13 protein-coding genes, 1 tRNA gene and 1 riboswitch are annotated in these 19,888 nt (G+C 73.0%); of the genes, 3 read left to right on the forward strand and 11 right to left on the reverse strand.

The window, feature by feature from the left end; genetic code table 11:
• Positions 1-91: 91 nt before the first annotated feature.
• The 3 genes from selB to GGQ69_RS08645 form a co-directional block, all read right to left on the reverse strand.
• Positions 92-1,900: a selenocysteine-specific translation elongation factor gene (selB, locus tag GGQ69_RS08635; RefSeq protein WP_183527203.1), complete on the reverse strand. Its 1,809-nt coding sequence runs from the start codon at positions 1,898-1,900 to the stop codon at positions 92-94.
• Between the two features lies 1 nt (position 1,901).
• Positions 1,902-3,248 (reverse strand): L-seryl-tRNA(Sec) selenium transferase, encoded by a 1,347-nt coding sequence (gene selA, locus GGQ69_RS08640; RefSeq protein ID WP_183527205.1) that lies wholly within the window; start codon positions 3,246-3,248, stop codon positions 1,902-1,904.
• Between the two features lie 51 nt (positions 3,249-3,299).
• A tRNA-Sec gene (locus tag GGQ69_RS08645) sits at positions 3,300-3,394 on the reverse strand.
• A 39-nt stretch (positions 3,395-3,433) separates the two neighbouring features.
• Between GGQ69_RS08645 and selD the strand changes: the two genes are divergently transcribed.
• Entirely contained in the window at positions 3,434-4,522 is a 1,089-nt protein-coding gene (selD, locus tag GGQ69_RS08650) for a selenide, water dikinase SelD (RefSeq protein WP_183527207.1), read from the forward strand.
• Between the two features lie 14 nt (positions 4,523-4,536).
• Here the strand turns inward: selD and nrfD are convergent, their stop codons facing one another.
• Genes nrfD through fdh form a run of 3 tightly spaced genes read right to left on the reverse strand, consistent with a single transcriptional unit; the run spans position 4,537 to position 10,337 of the window.
• Positions 4,537-5,766, reverse strand: coding sequence for an NrfD/PsrC family molybdoenzyme membrane anchor subunit (gene nrfD / locus GGQ69_RS08655; RefSeq protein ID WP_370577136.1), 1,230 nt, complete (start codon positions 5,764-5,766; stop codon positions 4,537-4,539).
• Positions 5,763-6,956: a 4Fe-4S dicluster domain-containing protein gene (locus tag GGQ69_RS08660; RefSeq protein WP_183527209.1), complete on the reverse strand. Its 1,194-nt coding sequence runs from the start codon at positions 6,954-6,956 to the stop codon at positions 5,763-5,765. Before GGQ69_RS08660 ends, nrfD begins: the two co-directional genes overlap by 4 nt.
• Positions 6,957-10,337 carry a formate dehydrogenase gene (gene fdh / locus GGQ69_RS08665; protein WP_255459458.1) on the reverse strand — a complete coding sequence of 1,127 codons (3,381 nt, stop codon included), beginning with the start codon at positions 10,335-10,337 and terminating at the stop codon, positions 6,957-6,959.
• Positions 10,338-10,409: 72 nt separating this feature from the next.
• On the opposite strand from fdh, the gene GGQ69_RS08675 reads away from it, so the two are divergent.
• Positions 10,410-12,260, forward strand: a complete 1,851-nt coding sequence (locus tag GGQ69_RS08675) for a bifunctional 3'-5' exonuclease/DNA polymerase (RefSeq protein WP_183527215.1) — start codon at positions 10,410-10,412, stop codon at positions 12,258-12,260.
• Between the two features lie 16 nt (positions 12,261-12,276).
• Here GGQ69_RS08675 and GGQ69_RS08680 read toward each other — a convergent pair whose 3' ends face one another.
• The 3 genes from GGQ69_RS08680 to GGQ69_RS08690 are packed head-to-tail and all read right to left on the reverse strand — an operon-like array spanning position 12,277 to position 16,117.
• Positions 12,277-12,882 carry a thymidine kinase gene (locus GGQ69_RS08680; RefSeq protein ID WP_183527217.1) on the reverse strand — a complete coding sequence of 202 codons (606 nt, stop codon included), beginning with the start codon at positions 12,880-12,882 and terminating at the stop codon, positions 12,277-12,279.
• Positions 12,879-13,964 (reverse strand): tellurite resistance/C4-dicarboxylate transporter family protein, encoded by a 1,086-nt coding sequence (locus GGQ69_RS08685; RefSeq protein ID WP_183527219.1) that lies wholly within the window; start codon positions 13,962-13,964, stop codon positions 12,879-12,881. Before GGQ69_RS08685 ends, GGQ69_RS08680 begins: the two co-directional genes overlap by 4 nt.
• A gap of 14 nt (positions 13,965-13,978) precedes the next feature.
• Positions 13,979-16,117 (reverse strand): transglycosylase domain-containing protein, encoded by a 2,139-nt coding sequence (locus tag GGQ69_RS08690; protein ID WP_183527221.1) that lies wholly within the window; start codon positions 16,115-16,117, stop codon positions 13,979-13,981.
• Between the two features lie 193 nt (positions 16,118-16,310).
• Between GGQ69_RS08690 and GGQ69_RS08695 the strand changes: the two genes are divergently transcribed.
• On the forward strand, positions 16,311-16,586 hold the full coding sequence (locus GGQ69_RS08695; RefSeq protein ID WP_183527223.1) for an acylphosphatase: 276 nt from the start codon (positions 16,311-16,313) through the stop codon (positions 16,584-16,586).
• A 165-nt stretch (positions 16,587-16,751) separates the two neighbouring features.
• Here the strand turns inward: GGQ69_RS08695 and GGQ69_RS08700 are convergent, their stop codons facing one another.
• Both GGQ69_RS08700 and GGQ69_RS08705 read right to left on the reverse strand, forming a co-directional pair.
• Positions 16,752-18,131 carry a Na+/H+ antiporter family protein gene (locus GGQ69_RS08700; protein WP_183527225.1) on the reverse strand — a complete coding sequence of 460 codons (1,380 nt, stop codon included), beginning with the start codon at positions 18,129-18,131 and terminating at the stop codon, positions 16,752-16,754.
• 87 nt (positions 18,132-18,218) lie between these two features.
• On the reverse strand, positions 18,219-19,574 hold the full coding sequence (locus GGQ69_RS08705; RefSeq protein ID WP_183527227.1) for an amino acid permease: 1,356 nt from the start codon (positions 19,572-19,574) through the stop codon (positions 18,219-18,221).
• A gap of 155 nt (positions 19,575-19,729) precedes the next feature.
• Positions 19,730-19,830, reverse strand: a riboswitch (glycine riboswitch).
• Positions 19,831-19,888 lie beyond the last annotated feature (58 nt).

A 19,888-nucleotide genomic window follows, 5' to 3' on the forward strand; every position in this document is an offset into this window, starting at 1 on the left:
TTAATGAGAATCCTTTGCAATAAGAGTGGATCTGCGGACCTGCGTGGGGCCGCCTGCCGGAGTGCTCCGTCGTCGAGGGCCGTCGCCTGCGTCAGCGCACCACCTCGCGGTGTCCGGCATCCAGCCGGCGGGTCCAGCCACGGGCGTCGAGCAACTCGAGCAACGGGATCGCCACCCGCCGGGTGGTGCCCAGGGCCCGGCGGGCCTGGCTGGTGGTGAAGGGCTGGTCCAGCCGGGCCAGTTCACGCATCGCCAGGGCCGGCGCCGTGGGCAGCAGCACCACGGACCCGTCCAGCCGCAGCAGGCGGCCGAGCCGTTCCGCCGCGGCCAGTTCGCGGGCCCCCAGCCGCAGGGCCGTCAGCTCGTCCCCCTCCGGGGCGCTGAACGGGTCCCGTGCCAGGCGGTCCTCGACCGCGGCCACGGCGTGCTCGGCGGCGCCGAGTCCCCGGTGCTCACCCGGCAGGACGAGGTACCCGGCCTCGTGCACGAGCCCGGCCTCGGCCACCACGGCGTCCAGCAGGACCGGGTCCGGCACGGCCAGCAGGTCCAGGGCGGCACCACGGCTCACCCCAGGGGCCAGCGGGTCCCGATCGGCCAGCCCGGTCACGGCGCCGCGCACGCGTTCGCACCAGCCGGTCAGGACGGGCTCGTGGACCCACCACTGCCCCAGCCGACGGACCCCCGCGGCGTCCGCCGGCACCGTCAGCCCCAGCCGGTCCAGGTCCTCGGCCCGCACCGCGCCCCGGCGGGTGATCTCCCCGAGGGGATCACCGCCGTCGGACATGGCCGCCAGGGTCGCGGCGCGGCGCGTGCCGTCCCCCCGGCGGGTGAGCTCCGGCGGGTCCACGTCCAGCACCCGCACCCCTCCCAGGATCGTCCGGGCCCCCGGATCGCGCAGCACCAGCCGGTCACCGGGCACCAGCGGCAGGCGCCGCTGGAGCGTCAACCGGGCGTGGGTGTCGTCGAAGGGACGCACGTGGACCGGGACCGTGGCGGTGCCGACGTGCACCAGCAGCTCCGCGGCGGCCTCGACGAGGCTGTCCCCGGTGGTCCGGCGGACGTCCACGACGCTGGCCAGGGGCCAGGCCCCGGGCGTGACCAGGGCGTCCCCCCGGTGGACGGCCTCGGCGTCCAACCCGCGCAGGTTCACCGCGACCCGGCTGACCGGGCCGATGGACTCGTGGGGGGCGTTGCGGCTGTGGAGCGCGCGGACGGAGACGTCGCGCGGGGCTCCCGCGCCGAGCAGCTCCAGCCGGTCACCGGTGGACAGCGTCCCGGCGGCCAGGGTGCCGGTGACCACGGCGCCGGCCCCCCTGACCGTGAAGGACCGGTCCACCCACAGCCGGACCCGCCCGGTGGCGTCCGGGGCGCCGGTGGCGGCCAGCACGTCGTCGAGGGCCCGGCGCAGGTCCTCGAGTCCGGCACCGGTCGCCGCGGACACCACGACGGCGGGTGCCCCGGCAAGCCCGGTCCCCGCGAGCTCGGCGCGGACCCGGTCCAGCACGGAGCGGATCCGTGCGGCCGCCGCGTCCGGGCCGTCCTGGGCGACGAGGTCGGCGCGCGTGATGACGATGAGGCCGTGCTCGATCCCCAGGGCCGCGATGGCATCGCGGTGGTCCCCGGACTGCGGTTTCCACCCCTCGTCCGCGGCCACCACGAGGCAGGCCACCGGTGCCGGTCCGAGCCCGGCGAGCATGTTGGACAGGAACCTCTCGTGGCCCGGGACGTCCACGAAGGCGACCTCGCGGCCGGAGGGCAGTGCGGTCCAGGCGAAGCCCAGGTCGATGGTCAGCCCCCGGCGCCTCTCCTCCGCCCAGCGGTCCGGTTCCATCCCGGTCAGGGCACGGACGAGGGTGGACTTGCCGTGGTCGACGTGCCCGGCGGTGGCCACGACGTACATCTCAGGAGTCTCCGCTCAGCGCGTCCAGGGCCGCGCGCACCGCCGCGGTGAGCGCCTCGTCGCGTGGCTCGGGGACGCAGCGCAGGTCCACCAGGCAGGCGCCGTCGTGCACGCGCGGCAGCACCGCGGGATCCCCGGCGCGCAGCAGCGGGGCGACCGCCTCGGGCAGCCGCACGGCCCAGCCGGGCAGGGGGACCCCGGGCGCTCCCCCGCCGCCGACGCGACCGTCGTGCGGGACGACCGTGACGTCACCGCCCCGAGCCCCGGCCAGGTCCCGGGCCAGCGTCTCGGTCCGTTCGCGCAGCCGTCCCGGGTCGGCGTGCAGGGACCGGGCGACCGGAGCGGGACCCCCGATGAGCGTGGCCTCCAGTGCGGCCAGGGTGAGCTTGTCCGCGCGGACGGCCCGGGCGAGCGGGTGCCGGGCCAGGCGCTGGATGACCTCCGCACGGCCCAGCAGCAGTCCGGCCTGCGGGCCGCCCAGCAGCTTGTCCCCGCTGGCGATGACCACGTCCGCGCCGTCGGCGAGGGCCGAGGCCAGGTCCGGCTCCAGCGGCAGCGCCGGGTCGTGGCGCAGCAGCCCCGAGCCGACGTCCACCACGAGCGGCACGCCCCGCTCGAGGGCCAGGTCCCTGAGCCCGGCGACCGGCACGGCGGCGGTGAACCCGCTGACGCGGAAGTTGGACGGGTGGACCTTGAGCAGGCAACCGGTGTCCGGGCCGACCGCGTCGGCGTAGTCGGCGAGGTGCGTCCGGTTGGTGGTGCCGACCTCGCGCAGCCGCGCGCCCGTGGAGGCGATCAGGTCCGGCAGCCGGAAGCCGGCGCCGATCTCCACGAACTCCCCGCGGCTGACGATGACCTCGCGGCCCGCGCCCAGGGCGGTGGTGGCCAGCACGAGCGCGGCGGCCCCGTTGTTGACGACCAGGGCGTCCTCGGCCTCCGGCAGCGCTGCCAGCAGCGCCGCCCGCGTTCCCGCGCCCCGCCGGGACCGCACCCCGGAGGCGAGGTCCAGCTCCACGTCCACGTAGCCGCTGGCCGTCACCAGTGCCTGGACGGCCGCCTCGGACAGCGGCGCCCGGCCCAGGTTGGTGTGGACCACCACCCCGGTGGCGTTGAGCACCGGACGCAGGCTGGTGGCCGAGCGGGCGGCGAGGTCGGCCACCAGGGCGGGCGCGACGTCGTCGGGGGCGATCTGGCCGGACCGGGCCCGTTCCTGCGCCCGCCGCACCGCCTCCCGCAGCACCGTCTCGCTGAGCCGGGACCGGGCGGCCGCGACCTCGGGCAGCGCCAGCAGGTCATCGGTGCGCGGGATCCGGCGGCGGGGGTCCTGCGCGAGGCGCTGCTCGGTCACGGTCCTCCTCGGGCAGGCGGGCGGGTGCGCTGCGCGGGCAGGCACCGTGGTTGGCGGAGGCGGACGGGAATCGAACCCGCCAGGCCGGGATGCCCGGCCTCACCGGTTTTGAAGACCGGGGGGCCCACCAGGACCCGGACGCCTCCATGGTCGAAACTACCACCGGGCGTGGCTACAGTGGCCGCATGGAGACCACCGCGCCGGGCACGAGGACCGAGACCCCCACCACCGACACCACCGACACCACCGCTGCCCGGGGCGAGGACCGCACGAGCCCGACGACGACCGCCGCGGTCCGGCTGACCGGGTACGCCAGCGGTGGCGGATGTGCCTGCAAGATCCCTCCGGGTGAACTGGAGGACGCCGTGCGGGGGTTGGTCGGCCGGCAGACGCCCGGCACGGCGGAGGTCCTCGTCGGTCTGGACGACGGTGACGACGCCGCGGCCGTGCTGCTGCGGGAGGACCTGGCCGTGCTGTCCACGGCGGACTTCTTCACCCCCATGGTGGACGACGCCTATGACTTCGGCCGGATCGCGGCCGCGAACGCCCTCTCGGACATCTATGCGATGGGCGGCACGCCCGTCGTGGCGCTGAACCTGGTGGGCTGGCCGCGGTCCGTGCTGCCGATGGAGCTGATGACTGAGATGCTGCGCGGCGGGCTGGACGTGGCCACCATGGCCGGCTGCCCGGTCATCGGCGGGCACTCCATCGACGACCCGGAGCCCAAGTACGGGATGGCCGTCACCGGTGTGGCCCATCCGGACCGGCTGCTGCGCAACGACGCCGCCGAGGCGGGACTGCCGATCACGCTGACCAAGCCCATCGGGGTCGGTCTGCTGAACAACCGGCACAAGCAGACCGGTGAGGTCTTCACCGCGGCCATCGCGTCCATGACCGCCCTGAACCGGGACGCCGCGGACGCGGCCCTGGCCTCCGGGGCGCGCGCCGCCACCGACGTCACCGGCTTCGGGCTGCTGGGCCACCTGCACAAGATGATGCGGGCCTCGGGCGTGGGCGCGGTCATCGACCGCACCGCGGTGCCGCTCGTGGAGGGCGCCGCCGAGGCCCTGCGCGACGGCTTCGTCTCCGGAGGCACCCGCCGCAACCTGGACTGGGTGCGCCCGCACGTGGGTGCGGACGCCCCCGTGTCCGAGGAGGACCTGCTGCTGCTCGCCGACGCCCAGACCTCCGGCGGACTGCTGGTCGTCGGCGAGGTGCCGGGCTACCCGGTGATCGGCGAGACGGTGGCCGGCAGCGGCATCCGCGTGCGGTGAACCGGCCTGCCGGTTCAGCCGGCGGTGGTGATGGAGTCGTGCGTGATGCCGGCGCGGCGGCGTGCCTCCAGCCGTCGCTTCTGCGGCTCGATCGTGTAGCGGGGGTCCATGGCGGAGTCCTTGCCGGCATAGAACACCCCGAACCGGGTGAACGCCGACGCCGTGACGAGTGCGGCCCCCGAGGCCGCCGCGACCCAGCGACTGGCCCGAGGGGCGGTCCGTGCGGTCACTCCCGCGGCGACCGTGCCGATGCCACCGACGATCGCCAACCGTTCGCTCCACCGCATCAGCCACCCGGGGCGGCCCTGGTGCAGGGGCTCGGCAGCGACGGGGTCCATCCTGCGCTCCATGGCCTGGGCGGCGACCAGGTCACCGGCCACCCCGGCGAGCGCGAGGGCGCGGGCCGGCCCGGCCTGGTCGGCCCGCGTGGTGATCATGGCCATCCCGCCCGAGGCCAGTGACGCGGAGGACACGAACACGAACGGAAGATCGTCCTTCGCGGCGTTCCACGTGGGCATGGCGGTGTCCGAGAGCAGCACGGCGGTGTAACCGGCCAGCGGCGCGCCGAGCAGGGCGGCCAGGGCACCGGCCGGTGCCTCGAACGCGCGCAGCACGGCCCGCAGCGGGCCCAGCGGCAGCACCTCACCGGTCATCCGGTCCAGGTCCGCGACGGCGGCCACACCGGCACCGGTGCTGAACCCGGCCAGGATCCACGACCCCAGGCTCATGGGAGAGGTGGGCTTGATGGTGCGCAGCATGTTGAGGAACCGCTCGGGCCGGCCCAGGTCCGCCACCAGGGCGAGGGCCCCGACGCTGGCCGTCCCGAGGGCGGTCAGCCGCGCGTTGCGTCGCAACGCGTCGCGGCCGGTGAGCTGCGCACCGAACGCCAGCAGCGCGGACCCGCCGGCGATCCCGCCGCAGACCAGGTACAGCGCGACCCGCTCGTCCCACGGTGGGGCCTTGACCACGGGGCGGCCGTAGTAGCCGTCGGCGGGGACGAACTCGGGTTCCGGCACCATGGCCATCTCACGCGCACCGTCGCTGCCGGCCGGGGCCAGTCCCCCGCGGCGCCTGCCAGCACCGGAGGCGGCGCCGGCCGGTGCGGTGGGCCCGCCGGCGGCCGTCGCCGTGCCCACGGCATACGCCGACGCCTCGTGGCCCGCGGCGGGCGAGTCCCGGTCCCTGCGGCGGCGGCGCCGGGGCTCCTCCGGCGGGCGGTAACGGTCGAACTCGGACGTGGTCACTGGCGTCCTCCCAGCACGAACGCGAGCGCGGAGGCCGCGGCCATGCCGGCCATGGCGATCCCGGCGCGGGCGTACATGCGGGGCAGGTCGGCGGTCGGCACGCGGGGGTCCGGCGGCAGGCCGTAGACCTCCGGCTCGTCCAGCAGCAGGAACACCGACCCTGTCCCGCCGACCCCGTCGTTCGGGTTGGCTCCGTAGAGCCGTGCCTCGGTGCGCCCCTCGGCGTGCAGCCGGGCCACCCGCTCCCGGGCCCCGCTCACCAGGTCCTCGCGTTCGCCGTACTTGATGGACGTCGTCGGGCAGGCCTGGGCACAGGCCGGGGTCTGGTCGTCGACGAGCCGGTCATAGCAGAGCGTGCACTTCTGGGCCACACCGACGTTGCGGGCCTTCTCCGGCTTCCCGGGCCCGGTGGGCGTGACCGGGGCCGCGGAGCGCTCCGTCTTCGGCTGGGCGATGCCGTCCTTGCGCCGCTCGATGACCCCGAACGGGCAGCCGGCCACGCACGTGCCGCAGCCGTTGCAGACATCGTCCTGGACCACCACGGTGCCGTGCTCGGTGCGGAACAGCGCCCCGGTGGGGCACACGTCCAGACAGCCGGCGTTGGTGCAGTGCTTGCAGACGTCCGAGGACATCAGCCAGCGGAACTCGGCGGTGTCCGGCGGGGTCGTGTCCACGGCACCCGCGTCCTCGGGCCGGGTGGGCCCGCCGCCCAGCGAGGACAGCACGTCCAGCTCACCCAGGTCGGGGGCGGGGGGAAGGCCCGAGGGCGGCCGCCCGGCCACCTCGGACAGCGGACCGGTCATCCCCCCGGTGACGGCGGCGGTGATCGCCTCCCCCGCGGTGGTGGGCACGCCCGCGGGACGGATCCGGGGCATGCCCAGGCTCACGAGTTCGCGACCGGACTCGCGGGCCGCCTCGATGCGGCTGCGGTCCTGCTCGATGAAGGCGACGTGGCGCCAGGTGTCCGCGCTGAGGCCCTCGGAGTTGTCGAAGGACGAGTTGGACAGCTCGTAGTCCGAGTCCGCCGGGTTGCGGTTCCACTCCTTGCAGGCCACCTCGCAGGCCTTGCAGCCGATGCAGATCGAGGTGTCCGTGAAGAAGCCCTTGCGGGCGTGGGGGTGCTCGTAGTGGGCGTCCGCCGTGGGGTTGTCCCCCACGGCGGCCGCGTCCGGTGCGGTCAGTCGCTGCATCTACTCCTCGGCTCCTGGCTGGTCCGTCGATTCGTGGTCCAGCCGCTCGGACCGGTCGGTGGCCTCCTGGGCGCCGGCCTCCTCGTGGCTGCCGGTCACACCCTCGTTGCCCGACTCCACGGTCAGGTGCGCCCTGCGCTGGTAGTCCTCCACCAGCCGCAACAGCTGCCTGCCCTGGGGGCGCCGTCCCGGCCGGATGTCCACGGCGCCGACCTTGGAGCCCTGGATCAGCACGTTCGGGTCCAGGGTGATGCCCAGCAGGTCATTGGCGGAGTCACCCGAGACGACCGCGTCGTCGCCGACGCCCCAGTGGTAGGGCAGTCCGATCTGGTGGACCGTCTGTCCGCCCACCCGCAGCGGCCTCATCCGCTCGGTCACCAGGACCTTCGCCTCGATCGCCGCCCGCGGGGAGATCAGCGTGGCCCACCCGTACGGTTCCAGCCCGCGCTCGGCGGCCAGTTCCGGGGAGACCTCGCAGAACATCTCGGGCTGCAGCTCGGCCAGGTACGGCAGCCACCGGCTCATCCCGCCGGCGGTGTGGTGCTCGGTCAGCCGGTAGGTGGTGAACACGAAGGGGTACACGTCCGACCCCGGGGCACCCGGTTCCGGCGCGCTGAGGTTGTCCTTGCGGGGCAGGGTGACCCGGGTCGGGTTGTGTTGCTGCCGGTACAGCGGGTTGCGCACCGGGGACTCCTGCGCCTCGTAGTGGGTCGGCAGCGGACCGTCCACCATCCCCTTGGGCGCGAAGAGCCAGCCCTTGCCGTCGGCCTGCATGATGAACGGGTCGTCCCCGGCCAGCGCGGCCGCACCGCCCAGTGAGGGGTCCGGGGTGCTGCCGGGCGCACGGTCCACGGGGAAGTCCGGGATGTCGTTGCCCACCCACCTGCCCTGGTCCTCATCCCACCAGACGAGCTTCTTGCGCTCGCTCCAGGGCCGGCCCTGCGGGTCCGCCGAGGCCCGGTTGTACAGGATCCGCCGGTTCGAGGGCCAGGCCCAGCCCCACTCCTCGGTCTGGGGACCGTCGCCACCGCCCGGAGTGCGGTCGGCGGCGTGGTTGATCCCGTCCGCGAAGACGCCGGTGTAGATCCAGCAGCCACCGGCCGTGGAACCGTCCGCCCTCAACTGGGTGTAGCTGGAGAGCAGCGTGCCGGCATCGGGCCCGGTGAGCTGGTGGCCGTTGATCTCCTGCAGGATGGCCTCGCCGTCGGGCTCCCCGTGCTCGTCCTCCGGGTAGTCCCACGTCAGGTCCAGCAGCGGGCGGTCACGGGGGTCGGCGGAGTCCGCCAGCCGAGCCCGGATCCGCTTGCCGAGCTCGTGGAAGAACTGCAGCTCGGACTGGGCGTCACCCGGCGGGGCCACGGCCTGGTGACGCCACTGCACCAGGCGCTGGGTCTGGGTGAAGGTGCCGGCCTTCTCCACGTGGTTGGCCGCCGGGAAGAAGAACACCTCGGTCTCGATGTCCTCGGTGCGCAGCTCACCGGTGGCGATCTCCGGACCGTCCTTCCACCAGGTGGCGGACTCGATGAGCTGGAAGTCCCGGACCACGAGCCACTTCAGGTGGGACATGCCCATCCGCTGCATGCGGCCGTTGGCGGAGCCGACCGCCGGGTTCTGCCCGAGCAGGAAGTAGCCCTCGACGTCCCCGGCGATCATCCCCTCCACGGTCTGGTAGGTGCCGTGGGGACCGGTGAGGCGGGGGATGTAGTCGTAGGCGTAGTCGTTGCCCGCGTGGGCGGCGTCCCCCCACCAGGCCTTGAGCAGGCTGACGGTGTAGGCATCCGCCTCGGCCCAGTAGCCCTTCTGCTTCTTGGAGGCGATCGAGTCCAGGTAGGTACCCAGGTCCTGCTTCTCCACGGTGGGCATCGGCAGGTACCCGGGCAGCAGGTTGAACAGGGTGGGGATGTCCGTGCAGCCCTGGATGGACGCGTGGCCGCGCAGGGCCATGATGCCCCCGCCCGGACGCCCCATGTTGCCCAGCAGCAGCTGCAGGATGGTGGCCGTGCGGATGTACTGGGCGCCGACCGTGTGCTGCGTCCAGCCCACGGCGTAGGCGAAGCAGGTGGTGCGCTCGCGGCCGGAGTTCTCCGTGATCGTCCGGGCCAGCTCCTCGAAGTCCGCCACCGGTATCCCGCAGGCGTCCCGCACCATCTCCGGGGTGTAGCGCGCGTAGTGGCGCTTCAGGATCTGGAACACGGTGCGCGGGTGCTGCAGCGTCTCGTCCCGGCGCGGCACGTGCGTCTCGATGTCCGGGCCACCGGAACCGTACTGCTGGCCGGCCGCCTCCGTGGAGGCCTCCGCCCCGTCCTCCCGGGCGCTGTCCCCCGCCGTCCCGTCCCCGACGCCGGAGCCCCCGGAACCGTTGCCGGGCTCCGGCTCGTAGGCCCAGGACTCCATGTCGTAGCCGCCGGACTCCTCGTCGTACCCGGAGAACAGCCCGTCCAAGTCCTCGGCGTCCCGGAAGTCCTCGTTCACGATCGTCGCGGCGTTCGTGTAGGCCACCACGTACTCCCTGAACCACTTCTCGTGGGTCAGCACGTAGTTGATCAGCGCACCCAGCAGCACGATGTCCGAACCGGCACGGATCGGCACGTGCCTGTCCGCCACCGCCGAGGTGCGCGAGAAGCGCGGGTCCACGTGGAAGACCTTGGCACCGCGCGCCTTGGCCTCGGTCACCCATTGGAAGCCCACGGGGTGGGCCTCGGCCATGTTCGAGCCCTGGATGACAATGCAGTCAGCGTTGGCCATGTCCTGCAGCGATTGGGTGGCGCCGCCGCGCCCGAAGGAGGTCCCCAGACCGGGAACCGTGGCGGAGTGTCAAATACGGGCCTGGTTCTCGATCTGGATCGCGCCGGCCGCCGTGAACAGCTTCTTGATGAGGTAGTTCTCCTCATTGTCCAGCGTGGCCCCGCCCAGGGAGGCGATCCCCATGGTGCGGGCCAGCCGGCGGCCCTGCTCGTCCAGGTCCTCCCAGCCGTTGCGGCGGGACTCCAGGAACCGGTCCACCACCATCTCGGTGGCGGTCTCGAGGTCCATCTCCTGCCACTCGGTGGCCCGCGGCGCCCGGTAGAGGACCTTCGTCTGGCGGTTGGAGGCGTTGACGAGCTGTTCGCTCGCCGACCCCTTGGGGCACAGCCGGCCGCGAGAGATCGGTGAGTCCGGGTCCCCCTCGATCTGCACGACCCTCTCGTCCGTGACGAAGACCTTCTGCCCGCAACCCACCGCGCAGTACGGGCACACGCTCTGCACGGAGCGGTCCGCGGTGGTGGTGCGCGGGACGATGGCCCGCGTGGTCGGAGAGGTCACGGCAGAACTTCGACCGGAGGAGTCGTCCGTGCGGAACTGCCGGATGACCGGCCATTCCAGGAAGCTGAACCGTGACATGGGACCAACCTATCCCAGCCGGGGGCAGGGCGAAAGTACCGGCGCGGTCGCGGCGTCCGGTTGACTGGGGGCATGCACATCGTCCTCGGTCCGGCCGCCGCGGCCTCGGCGGGCCCGTCCGCCGGGTCGTCGGCGCCGCCTGCCGGGTCGTCCGCCCGGTCCGCTCCGGCGCCGGCACGCGGCGGCGCCTGCACCCCGGGATCATGGGAGGCGGTCCTGGTCGACGGTGACCGGATCGCGCCGGGACCCACGGCCGGCCCGGACCAGCTGCCCGGCCTCGTCCGCGCGCTGCCGGAGCGCCTCAGGACGGACCCCGCGTCCATCCGCTGGGTGTTCGCCTCCGTCGCCACGGGCTACCCGCCGCTCCTGAGGGCCGGCGTCGAGCTCGGCCGGTGCTGGGACCTCGGCCTCACCCAGCGCATCCTCCTCGGTGCGGCCACGCTCGAGGCGACCGGCGTGCGGTACTCCCCCGCCGCCGTCGTGCCCGTCCGGGACCCGGAGCCCTTCGGGGAGGCGCCGCGGCCGGCGCCGCCGGACCAGGAGGCGTTCTTCGACCTGCCGGCCGCGGGCGCCGGACAGGACGGCAGCCCAGGGGCCACCGAGCTGGCGCGGGAACTGGCCACCCAGCTGGCCGCCGTCGCCGGCGCCCGGCATCCGCAGCGCCTGATGCTGCTGCTGGCCGCGGAGTCCCAGGGTGCGCTGGTCGCGGCGGAGATGCTGCAGGAGGGACTGCCCTGGCGCCGGGACGTCCACGAGGAGATGCTGCGGAACCGGCTCGGGCCCCGCCCCCGGGAGGGCGAACGGCCGCAACTACTGCAGGAGCTTGCCCAGCGCATCGCCGCCGGCCTCGGCGTCCCCGGCCTCAATCCCGATTCTCCCCAGGACCTGCTCCGGGGACTCACGGCGGCCGGGGTGCGGGTGTCCTCCACCCGGGCCTGGGAACTGAAGGAATGGGCCCGTGGCGGCGGTGCGGACTCGCCACGCCGCACGGAGCTGGTGGCACCCGTGCTGGAGTACAAGCACCTGTACCGGCTGTGGACGGCCAACGGCTGGCACTGGCTGGACGAGTGGGTCCGGGACGGCCGCTTCCACGCCGCGTACGCGGTGGGCGGCGTGGTGACCGGGCGCTGGGCCGCCCACGGTGGCGGGGCCATGCAGGTCCCCGCGGCCGTGCGGGATGCCGTGCGGGCGGACCCCGGATGGCTGCTCACCGTGGCCGATGCCTCCCAGGTGGAGCCGCGCATCCTGGCGGCCATGTCACAGGACCGGGCCCTGGCCGCCGCCGGCTCCGGGCACGACCTGTACCTGGCGGTGGCGGAACAGGGCCGGCGGGCCGGGTCCGGGATCGGCGACCGGACCCGGGCGAAGATCGCGCTGCTCGGTGCCATGTACGGGGCCACGACCGGTGACTCGGCCGTGCTGATGCCGCACCTGCGCCGCCTGTACCCCGAGGCCATCGGGCTGCTCGAGCGCGCCGCCCGCCGCGGCGAGGAGGGCGGCCAGGTGGCCACCTGGCTGGGCCGGACCTCCCCGGTGGTGGGGCCGGACTGGCTGGCCGGTGTCCGGGACGTCGGCACGGCCGAGGCCGAGTCCCGGTCCCGGTCGATGCGCGCGGCGGCCGGCCGGTTCACCCGCAACTTCGTGGTCCAGGGCACGGCGGCCGAGTGGGCCCTGTGCTGGATGGGCGAGATCCGGCGCCGGTTGCGCGCGGGCCACCGGGACCATCCGCGGGGGCTGCGGACCCGGCTGGTGTTCTTCGTCCACGACGAGGTGGTGCTGCACGGGCCCGCCGATGAGGCCCCCGCCGTCGGACAGATCGTCACCGAGGCGGCCGCCACCGCCGGCCGGCTGCTGTTCGGGGAGGCACCGGTGGAGTTCCCGCTCACGGTCGCCGCGGTGGAGTCCTACGCCGAGGCGGGCTAGGACCGTTCCGCCCGGGTCAGGTGTGGGCGCGGCACCGGGCCTGGTAGGTCTCCGTGCCGCCCACGTGCTCGGCCCGGGCGGCCCCGCCGGCCCTCGACGGCGTCCCGCTGGGGACGACCCGCACGTGGAAGGCGGCGTCCCGGCCGCACACCGAGCAGACGGCGGTCAGCTTGACCACCTCCTCCGCCAGGGCCATCAGCGCCGGCAGCGGTTCGAACGGCAGGCCGTCGAAGGTCACACACAGCCCGGAGACCACGACCGTGAGCCCCTCCCCGGCCAGCCGCGTGACCACCGGGACCAGGTCGGATCCGAAGAACTGGGCCTCGTCGATCGCCAGCAGGTCCAGGTCCTGGCCCGCCACGAGACCGGCCAGCCCGGCGGCGTCGGGCACGGACCGGGCCGGGATGCGCTGCCCGGCGTGGGAGGCCACGTCCCGCGAGCCGTGCCGCACGTCCAGGGCGTGGTTGACCACCTCCACGGACAGTCCGGCCAGCCATGCGCGGCGGACCCGGCGCATCAGTTCCTCGGACTTGCCGGCGAACATCGGCCCGGCGATCACCTGCAGCTGACCGGTCCGCTCTCCCGCGAGGGCGCGCAAGCCGCTGCCCCACAGCCCGGTCACCGGGTGACCTCGCGGCGGGCAACTCGGACGACGCGGACCCAGGACCCGACCATGGCCAGCGTCGTGGCCGCCCAGGCCGCCAGGGCCACCCAGACCCACAGTTCCCCGATCCGGGCCACGATCGGCAGCTGGTCCGCCCGGCCCAGGTACATCCCGGCCACGGCGTACATGCCCAGCGGGAAGACGATGCTCCACAGCGTCGGGGTGTACCGCAGCGGGACCTTCTTCAGCACGTGCCGCCAGACACCGGCGGCGAAGAGCACCGGGATCAGCCACGTGGCGAAGCACCAGAGCACGACCGCGGCCCCCGCCACGAGGCCGCGGACGGCGTCCACCATCGGGGTGCTCTCCATCTCCACGATCCGCGCCCCGGCCACGATGGTGATGGCGATCGCGCCCATCGAGACCCAGTAGGGCGGCTGGAACTGCTCGGGCTCCAGCGGGTAGGCCAGCATCCGGTAGACCACCAGGATGGCCACGGCCACGTACAGCACCAGCCCGACCGACCAGGCGAAGACGGCCAGCATGGCCAGCCCCTGGCGCATCTCCGCCAGCTCGGGCTCCAGGGTGGCCGCCACCACGGCCACCGACTGCGCGGCGACCACCCAGATGAACCAGGTGCCGTTGGCGGCGGCGGTCACCGGCCGCTCGGACCGGCCCAGCACCGCGGCCCACGGCACGGCATAGCCCAGCAGCAGCCAGCTCACCGACCCGACCACGAGCAGCGCCGCGGCGGGCCCGATGATGCCGATGCCGGCCAGCGAGGCTGCCAGCACGTCCGTGGCCGCCACGAAGGTGAACACGAGGAACGCCCTCGCGGAGTCGTGGAAGTCGGCCGCGTAGGCACCGCGATACGCCAGCAGCCGCCAGCCGTTGAGCACCACCAGCACGGCGTAGCCGACGGCGGCCAATACGATCAGCGCGGCCGAGAACCGGTCCCAGCCCCGTTGCGCCGCGCCGATGGACAGGATGCCCGTGCCCATCACGAAGGCGAAGTATCCCGGGGAGAGCCGCTCGGGCGTGAACCGGCGCAGCGAGGAGGACAGGGGTGGGCGCCGCGCAGATCTCGTCACGGTGCCCATGGCCCCGATGCTAGTCAGCCGGTCCCGTTCCCGCCCATCCGGTAGCGCTCGGTGGATCCGGGGTCCGGGAACGGGGAGTCCGTCGGGGTGCGGAACGGCTCGGCCTCGACGCTGCCGGACGCCTGTTCCATGAAGTCCATCCACTGCGGCCCGGCCAGGGTGCTGCCCCAGAAGTGCTCGTGCTCCTGCCCGTTGACCCGGGTTCCGGCCAGGGTCTTCAGGTCCGTGTACCGCCCCACCCAGCTGGCCGTGGACAGCCCGGACGTGTAGCCGATGTACCAGGTGGAGGACTGGGAATTGTTGGTGCCGGTCTTGCCGCCCATCGGCACCCCCGGGTCCACGCCGGCCTCCTCCGCGTTGCGCCGGCCGATCTGGGTCAGCGTCTCGTTCAGCTGGGCCACCACCTCGGGATCGAGTGCCTGCTGGCAGTCCGGGCCGCCGACGTCGTACCGCTTGCCGGTCGAGTCCGTGACGGACTCGATCGCGCGGGGACGGCAGTACCGGCCGTCGTCCGCGAAGGCGGCGTAGGCCGCGGCCTGGGTCATGGGGGCGAACTCCTCCGAACCGAGGATGAAGGACGGGTTGCCCGGGTTCAGCGGCTGGCCGTCGTCCGCGCGGTGCACGCCGAGCCGGGTGGCCACGTCGGTGATGTCACACAGGTCCAGCTCCTGGGCCATGTTCACCATGACGGTGTTGATGGACCAGTACAGGCCGAAGTCGGCCGTCATCGGGCGCTTCATGTCGTCGATGACGTTGTTGACCTTCCATCCGCCCTCGTCCGGGATGGACACCGATCCGCCGGGCTGGCAGGAGGCGCGGAACTGCTCGCCCTGGCGCCAGTGGTCCTGGGAGGCGTCCACGACGTCCGCCATGGACCGGCCGTCCTCCAGCCACGCCGCGGCCACGTAGGGCTTGAGCGAGGACCCGCCCTGGAAGCCGTTGCCCCCGCCCTGGGCGGCGTCGACGTTGAAGTTCAGCACGGTGTTGCCCCGGCCCTCCTCGGGTGAGTACCGCGTGTTCTGGGCCATCGCCCGGACGTTGCCGGTGCCCGGCTCGACCGAGACGAGGGCGGACCCGGCGCCCGAGGAGTCCGTGGCCGGGACGGTCTCCTCGACCGAGGCCTGGGCCTGCTGCTGGAGCTTCGGGTCCAGGGTGGTGGTGATCTCGAGCCCACCGCGGTGCAGCAGCTGCTCGCGGGACTCCGGATCCGGCCCGAAGGCCTCGTTGGAGCGGACCTCGTGCTGGACGAAGTCACAGAAGTACGGAGCGGCGGAGGAGGAGATGCAGCCGGCCTGCTCGGGGTGGACGTCCAGGCCCAGGTCGCTGGCCGTGGCCTCGGCGTGTTCGGCGTCCGTGATGAAGCCCTGGGCCAGCATCGAGTCCAGCACCACGTTGCGCCGCTCCACGGCGGCCTCCGGACGGGTCTGCGGGTTGTAGCCGTTCGGGGACTTCACCAGCCCGGCGAGGGTGGCCGACTGGGCGATCGTCAGCTCGGAGGCCGGCACGCCCCAGTAGTACTGCGCCGCGGCCTCCACCCCGTAGGTGCGCCCTCCGAGCAGCACGATGTTCAGGTAACCCTCGAGGATCTGGTCCTTCGTCATCTCCTGCTCCACCGAGACGGCGAGCTTCATCTCGCGCAGCTTGTCCATGTACGTCTTGGTCCCGGAGATCGTCAGCTTCTCCTTGCCGCTGAGCATGTCCGCGTTGATGAGCATGTTGTTGACGTACTGCTGGGTGATGGTCGAGGCCCCCTGCTCGGAGTCAGTGGAGGCGTTGTTCACGAGCGCACGGCCGATGCCCTGCGGGTCCACGCCGCCGTGCTCGTAGAACCGCTCGTCCTCGATCGCGACGATCGCCTCCTGCATGTTCGGGCTGATCTGGTCCAGGCCCACCGGCTTGCGGTTCTCCGCGTAGAAGGTGGCCAGCTCGGTGCCGTCCGAGGCCAGCACCCGGGACGGAACGCTGATCGGCTCCTCGCGCAGCTCGGTGGGGAACTCGTCGAGCAGCTCGGAACCGGTGGCCACGGTGGCGCCACCGGTCGCAGCCAGGGGCAGGGCCAACCCGGCCACGAGGATTCCGGCCAGGACGCTGGCGCCGAGGAAACCCAGGACCTTCCCGGTGGTGGTGGACAGTGCAGAGCGGACAGAACGCATCCGAAGACCCTCTCAACCGATCCTGACCGCCGGCTGGTCATGAGCCCAGAGCGCGCTGGTGGTGCGTGAGTCGGCTCACGGTGGTGCATGCCCCCGAGGACGTCGGCCGCGGCGGACACCGCACCCTCGCGTCGGCCCCGGTCCCGTTCGTAGGCTGGAACCCGACAGGAGCGCCGAGGTGGCGGGAGGACGCATGGAGGCGGTACACGTGCTGGTGTCCGGCACCGTGCAGGGCGTGGGCTTCCGCGCCACCTGCCGGCGGGCCGCGGCGTCGGCGGGGGTGACCGGCTGGGTCCGCAACCTCGACGACGGCCGGGTCGAGGCGCTCTTCTTCGGACCCGCTGCGGCGGTGGAGACCATGGTCGGGTGGTGCCGGTCCGGACCCGGTGCCGCGGCGGTCGAGGCGGTACGCGTCGACCGCCTGCAGGCCCCGCCGTCCGGCCTCCCCGGGCGCTTCGAGGTGCGCTGACGCCCCCGCCCGCCGTCCGTCATGACCCGGAGGACACCGCCCCTGCGGCCCCGCACGGACGTGTCCCCTGGACGCGGACGGATGCTCAACCGGCCGCTCGCCGGCCGTTCGTCGGCGCCCACCGTCCCCGCGGGGACGGTCCCTGCGGTGCGCCGGCCCGGGCGCCTACAGGACCAGGGCGGCGATGATCCCGCCGAAGAACAGCGGGATGTTGAAGTGCAGGAACGTGGGCACGCAGGTGTCCCAGATGTGGTGGTGCTGGCCGTCCACGTTCAGCCCCGAGGTCGGGCCGAGGGTGCTGTCCGAGGCGGGCGAGCCGGCGTCGCCGATGGCTCCGGCCGCCCCCACCAGGGCGGCGGTGGCGAGCGGGCTGAACCCGACGGCGGCGCACAGCGGCACGAAGATCGCCGCCAGGATCGGGACGGTGCCGAAGGACGAGCCGATGCCCATGGTCACCAGCAGTCCGACGACCATCATGACCACCGCCGCCAGCAGCCTGCTGTCCCCGATCCAGCCGGTCGCGGACGTCACGAGCTCGTCCACGGCGCCCGTCTCGGACAGCACGGACGAGTACCCCGAGGCCACCAGCATGATGAAGGCGATCGTGCCCATCATCGTCACGCCGCCGTGGGCGAGTTCGTCGGAGGTGCGCCAGCGCTCGCCGCGGAAGACGAAGATCACGAGGATGCCGCCGAGCGCGGCGATGACGAGCGAGCCGAACGCGATCTGGAGCACGAGGGTGACCGCGAGCCCGATCAGCACGACGACGTGCTGGCGCGTCCAGCCTGACTCATGACCCGAGCCCTCCGCACCGTCGTGCGAGGGACCGAACGCGAAGGCGGTGAGGTCCGGCGCGGCGTCCCGGTACTCCCGCGCCCGGCGGTAGCTGAAGAGGATCGCGATGACCAGGCCGATGACCATGCTGGCGACCGGGATCGCCATGGCCAGGGAGATCTGCCCGAGCTCGACGTCCATGCCGTACTTGGCCATCTCGTCGAGGATGATGTTCTGGAAGATCAGGCCGAATCCCAGCGGGATCAGCATGTAGGGGGCCTTCAGGCCGAAGGTCAGCGCCGTGGCGACGGCCCGGCGGTCCATCCTCATCCGGTTGAACACGCTCAGCAGCGGCGGGATGAGGATCGGGATGAAGGCGATGTGGACCGGGACGATGTTCTGCGACAGGCAGGCGAGTCCGGCGATCCCGAAGAGGGTCATCGCCCGCCGGCCGGAGATCAGCGGCAGGATCCGGCGGATCAGCTTCCCGGTGATCCCGGAGCGGGCGACCATGACCGACAGGATGCCGAGCAGGATGTAGCTCAGGGCGGTCTCCCCCTGGCCGCCGAGCCCGTCGACGAGGATGGTCACCGTCTCATCGGGGGTCAGCCCCGCGAGCAGTCCCGCGACGAGCGTGGCGATGAGCAGGGCGACGATGACGTTCACGCGGGCCAGGCTCAGCGCGGCGAGCACGAGCACGGACACGACGACGGGATTCAACAGCACAGCGGGGACGACCTCTTCGGTGGCGCGGGCGGCGTGATGGCGCATCCGCGCCCCGAAGAGTGTAGCCGGAGTACGGGTCCACTCACCCGCAGCACGGTGCCGTCCCCGGTGACCCGACGGCGGCGGGCCCGGTCAGCCGAACAGGCTGAGCAGGATGCCCCCGACCGCCACGATTCCGGCGATGACCACGAAGACGTTCGAGATCGCGCCCCGGAACGGCGCCAGGGCGGGGACCTTCCGGATGGCGTACATCGGCATCAGGTAGAGCACAGCCGCGATGACCGGCCCGGCCAGTGATTCGATGAGCCCCAGGATGCTCGGGTTGAGCACGCCGGCGATCCAGGTGCTGGCGATGAGGAACACGCTGATTCCGATCCGCAGTCCGCGGTCGGAGAAGCGCCGGGACTGCGGGTCCACCATCCCGCGCATGATGCCCTGCGCGCCCTCGAACGCCCCGAGCCAGTGGCCGAAGAAGGACGAGCCGATGGCCGTGACGGCCACCGCCGGCCCGAGCCAGGCGATGATCGGCAGGCCCATGACGTTGGCCAGGTGGGAGAGCACCGGCAGGTTGGCGTCCTTGGCGGCCTGCAACCCCTCGGGGCCGAGGGCCAGCACGCAGGACCAGACGAAGCCCATGGTGAAGACCACCAGCAGGATGGAGGTGACGCGCAGGACGGAGGAGGCCTTCTGCACCGAGCCGGCCCCGTAGCGCTGGCGCAGGGACACCGAGAACTGCGAGATCGCCGGGGAGTGGTTGAACGCGAAGACCAGCACGGGGATCATCAGCCACAGGGACATCGCGAAGTCGCCGGCGGCGGGCACGGCCCCGAAGCCCTCGAAGGACCAGGACGGGATGAGCAGCAGGGTGACGGAGAACAGGACCGCGATCAGCGGGTAGACCAGCCACTGGGTGACGATCAGCATGACGCGCTGGCCGGCCACCATCACGGCGGACATCAGCAGCACGAGCACCCCGGAGAGCAACCAGCGTGGCCACGGGTCCATGCCCAGCTGGTTGACCATGAGGCTGTCCACGGTGTTGGTGATGCCGACGCCGTAGATGAGCACGATCGGGAAGATCGCCAGGAAGTACAGGATGGTGACCAGGCGGCCGGCGGCCTCGCCGAAGTAGTCCCGCACCACGCCGGTGATGTCACGGTCGGCCCGGGGCGAGGCGACCACCATGCGGGACAGCGCCCGGTGGGAGAAGTAGGTCATCGGCCCGATGATCAGCGTGGCGATGATCAGCGGCCACATCCCGCCCAGGCCGGCATTGATCGGCAGGAACAGGACGCCGGCGCCCACGGCGGTACCGAACAGGCCGATCGTCCAGCTCGAGTCGAAGCGGTTCCAGCCCGGCGCGGCGGCCGTGCCGTCCGGACGGCCGGGTGCCGGGCTCTCGAGGGTCGGGGCTGCGGCGGGGGCGTGGCCGGCTGGTCCGGCCTCGGTCCCGCCGGCGACGGGCCCGGTGGGGCGGCTGGGTTCCATGGGTTCTCCTCAGGTGGACGTGGGACGGTGGTCCCCTCGTGTCCTCCCCGCTCTGTCCATGGACCTGAGAGTTTCGCGTCGTGCCGGCCCGGAGCCGGTCGGCCGCTTGCCCCGTCGGTGGTCGCGCGTGGGTGTGGCGACGCTTTCCAGAGGTGCCCAGCGATCCGGTACGGGGGCCTGAGAGATTCCCGGGGAGGGCTTGCTCCTTCGGCGTCGCGCATCTTAGGTGGTGCGGGATCTCTCCCGGACCGCTCAGTGGCTGATTCCGGGAGACTACTGTAATGCACCTCACACGGGTGCGTGAAATCGCGGCC

Origin of the sequence: Micrococcus sp. TA1 (assembly GCF_014199555.1) — a bacterium.
GTDB lineage: Bacteria > Actinomycetota > Actinomycetes > Actinomycetales > Micrococcaceae > Citricoccus.